We start from the raw sequence: 3806 nt of genomic DNA, 5'->3' as shown, positions 1-3806 counted from the left end.
GCAGAACCGCTCCCGGAACGCCGCCCGCAGCCGGTCCGACTCCTCGTCCGCCCAGGCGCCCGACGCGAACAGCCACGCCAGCTCCCGGTAGGAACGCGTCACATGGCCCGGCGGCTCGGCCGTGACGTCCAGGTACGCGCCCCGGCTCGCCCGGAACGCGTCCCAGTCGTCGGCGTGGACCACGACGGGCCGGTCCAGCAGGGCGTAGTCGAACATCACGGACGAGTAGTCGGTGACCAGGACGTCGGCCGCCAGCAGCACGTCCTGCACCTCCGGCTCGTCGGTGGCGTCCACCAGCACGCCCCGCCGGTGCAGCTCCGACAGACCCAGGCCGCGGGCCGGTCCGTCGGCGAGCGTGGGGTGCAGCCGGACCACCAGGGTGCGGCCCTCGCCCAGGTCGGCGGCGAACCGGGCCAGGTCGATCCGCTCCACCAGCCCGTCCCTGCGGTAGTCCCGGCGGGTCGGCGCATACAGCACCACCGTGTCGCCCTCCGGGATCCCGAGCCGCTCCCGCATGGCGCGGGCCCGCTCCTCGTCGCCGCGCACCAGCACGTCGTTGCGCGGGGAGCCCGACCGCAGCGAGGTGAAGTGGCAGGGGAAGGCCCGCTCCCACACCAGCTCGGAGTGGCGGTTGGCGACCAGGCTGTGGTCCCAGCGGTCGGCCCGGCGCAGCATCTGCGGCACGTCGAAGTGCAGCCGCGCGCCGGGCTTGTCCAGCAGATCGGCGCCCGCGTACTTCAGCGGGGTGCCGTGATGGGTGTGGACGTGCACGCTGCCCGGCCGTTTCACCAGCGTGCCCGCCCAGTTGACGTTGTTGACGAAGTACGTGGCCCGCTCGGTCACCCGTCGGTACTCCGGCGTGCCCGGCAGCACGTACGGGGTGCCCGGCGGCAGGCCCGCGGCCCGCTCCTCGTCGGCGACCACCCACACGCCCCGGATGTGCGGGGCGAGTTCGCGGGCCGCGCGGTAGACGGCCGCCGGGTCGCCGAGCATCCCGCGGTGCGAGAACGCCGAGTACACCGCGAGGTGGGGGTCCAGCGGCCGGCGCGGCAGCGACCGGGCGCGCACCGCACGCGCCGCCGTCGCCGCCCGCGCCTGCCGGGCCCGCCGCTGGAGCTCCCGCCCGGTCCGCGTGGCCCTGCGGCGCAGCACGTAACCGGCGTAGGAGCCCTCCAGGACCCGCAGGTCGGCGGGGACGCGGGCGCCCGGCGGGCGGTGCGCGTGGAACATCTCGGCCGTGCGGCGGAAGAACTCGGCCCGGTCCGACGGCGGCAGCCGGTCCGGCTTGGACAGGATGTCGAGACAGTGCTCGCCCATCTTGGCGTGCAGGAACGGCCGCCAGTGCGCCAGCGCCGGGCGGGCGTCGACGAAGCGGAACACCCGCGCGTACTGCTCGTGCACGTCGAAGTGCTTGCGGCTGGTGGTGGACAGGATGTTCCCCTGGCGGCGCTGCCGGTAGTACAGGCAGATCCGGTCCAGGGTGGCGATGCGCTCCGCGCTGAGCAGCACCGGGAAGGTCCAGGGCGTGTCCTCGTAGTAGCCGGGCGGGAAGGAGAAGCCCTCCCGCTCGACGAAGTCACGGCGGTAGACCTTGTTCCACACCACCATCAGCAGGTCGAGGATCTCCGGCCGCTCGGCGGCCGTGAAGGTGCTCCCGGCGGCCTCGGCCAGCACATGGGCCAGCACGTTGCGCCGGGTGCCGCCCCACCAGTAGGTGCGGGCGTAGTCGAAGACCAGCACGTCCGGGTCGCCGGTCTCGTCGAGGCGGTCCGCGAGGGCCCGCAGCGCGCCCGGGGTGAGGGTGTCGTCGCTGTCGAGGAACAGCAGGAAGTCGCCGGCCGCGTGCGGCATCCCGGCGTTGCGGGCCCGGCCGAGCCCCACGTTCTCCTCCAGGTGCAGCACCCGCACCCGCTCGTCGCGGGCCGCGTAGTCGTCGAGGATCGCCCCGCAGCCGTCCGGGGAGCGGTCGTCGACGGCGATCACCTCGAGGTCGCGGTACGACTGCCCGAGCACCGAGTCGAGACAGGCGTGCAAGTACCCCTGCACGTTGTGGACGGGGACGATGACGCTGAAGCGGGGCACGTCAGCTCCTCACCAGGGTGGCGGCCGCGGGGGCGGGGACGCGCTCCGCGAGCGGGATCACGGGCGGCAGGGCCTCGGGCGGCTCGCCGAGCAGCACCCGGCGCACCACCCGCTCGGCCGCCCGCCCGTCGTCGAACGGGCAGAACCGCTCCCGGAACGCCGCCCGCAGCGCCGCCGACTCCCCGTCCGCGTACGAGCCGTCGCGGAACACCTGTGCCAGCTCCTGAGGCGTCCGCGCGACCGGGCCCGGCGGGGCGGCCATCAGGTCGAAGCAGACGCCCCGCGTCTGCCGGTACACCTCCCAGTCGTCGGCGTACACCACGATCGGGCGGTCTAGGTTGGCGTAGTCGAACATGATCGACGAGTAGTCCGTGACCAGGGCGTCCGCGGCCAGGCACACGTCCTCCGAGGAGCGGTGCGCCGACACGTCGATCACCCGGCCGGACCGCCCGCCGCTCCCGCCCCGGTCGTAGAAGTAGTGCGCGCGCAGCAGCACCACCACGTCCTCGCCCGCCGCCTCGCAGAACGCCTCCAGATCCAGCCCCGGCTCGAAACCGGTGAGGTGGTCGCGGTGGGTCGGCGCGTACAGCACCGCCCGCGCGCCCTCCGGGACGCCCAGCTCGGCGCGCACCCGGGCCACGTCGTCGGCGCCGGCCGTCACATACACGTCGTTGCGCGGATAGCCGTACTCCAGGTGCTCGTACGAGCCGGGGAAGGCGCGCTCCCAGACGCGGGTGGAGTGCGGGTTGGAGGACAGGTTGTAGTCCCAGCGGTCCACCCGCCCGAGCAGCTTGGTGAAACTGCCCGTGGCGGCGGCGACCACCGGATACACCGACTGGTCCACGCCCATCGTCTTCAGCGGGGTGCCGTGCTGGGTCTGGAGGTGCACGCTGCCGGGGCGTTTGACCACGCCCTCCGCGAAGTTGGCGTTGTTGACGAGGTACGTGGCGCGGGCGAGCAGCTCCCAGGCGCGGCGGCTGCCGAGGACCGCGTACTCCACGCCGTCGGGCACGGTGTGCGCCTGGTCGGCCTCCACCAGGAACACGCCCCGCAGGTGCGGGGCGAGTTCGCGGGCCTTGGCGTGGATCGCGGCCGGGTTGCACGAGTACCCCCGGCCCCAGTACGCGCAGTACACGGCGAGGTCCGGGTCGAGCGGGCGGCGCAGCTGGAGGCCGTAGTGCAGCCGGGTGCGCAGTCCGCGCGGGCGGGGCAGCGCGGCCGCCGCCCGCCCGGCCGCGCGCCGGGTGTCGCGCAGCGCGGCGAACGCCTCGTACGACCCGGCCGCGAGCAGCCGGTGCTGCACGCCCAGGCTGCCGCCCGGCGGCCGGAACCCGGCGGGCCGGTGACGGCGGTACAGGGCGCTCGCGCGGCGGAAGAACTCCCGCCGCCCGGACGGCAGCCGCCGGGGGTGCGCGGCCGTCTTCAGCACCGCCGCGAACAGCTGCTCGAACAGCGGCCCCGACCGCTCGGGCGGCAGCTCCAGCCCGGCGGCCTCCTCGAGCACCCGCTCCGCCTGGTCCAGCAGGTCGTGGTGGTGCGCCCCGGGCAGCCGCAGCCGGTCGCCCTGGCGGCGCGCCTTCATCGCCGAGCACGAACTGACCTTCCCGCCCGGGTGGTTCACCGACGTCGGCTGGTGCGGGCGGGCGTTGCTGCGCGCGGAGCGGGTGGCGGTGTCGCGGCGGGTGCTGGTGCGGCACCGGGCCCGCCGCCAGGGCGACCGGCTG

2 protein-coding genes are annotated in these 3806 nt (G+C 74.8%); both read right to left on the bottom strand.

Going from position 1 to position 3806, the window contains the following annotated elements; translation table 11 throughout:
- A partial coding sequence (locus CCN29_RS33745) for a bifunctional glycosyltransferase/CDP-glycerol:glycerophosphate glycerophosphotransferase (RefSeq protein ID WP_086686275.1) occupies positions 1-2082 on the bottom strand: 2082 nt, incomplete at its 3' end.
- Position 2083: 1 nt separating this feature from the next.
- The coding region (locus tag CCN29_RS33740) for a CDP-glycerol glycerophosphotransferase family protein (RefSeq protein ID WP_442538675.1) at positions 2084-3806 on the bottom strand (1723 nt) is incomplete at its 5' end.

The sequence above is a fragment of the Streptomyces pseudogriseolus genome (assembly GCA_002154585.1).
Classification (GTDB): domain Bacteria; phylum Actinomycetota; class Actinomycetes; order Streptomycetales; family Streptomycetaceae; genus Streptomyces; species Streptomyces pseudogriseolus.
Note: the sequence above shows the minus strand (reverse complement) of the source record. Positions and strands in the feature narration are given on the sequence as shown.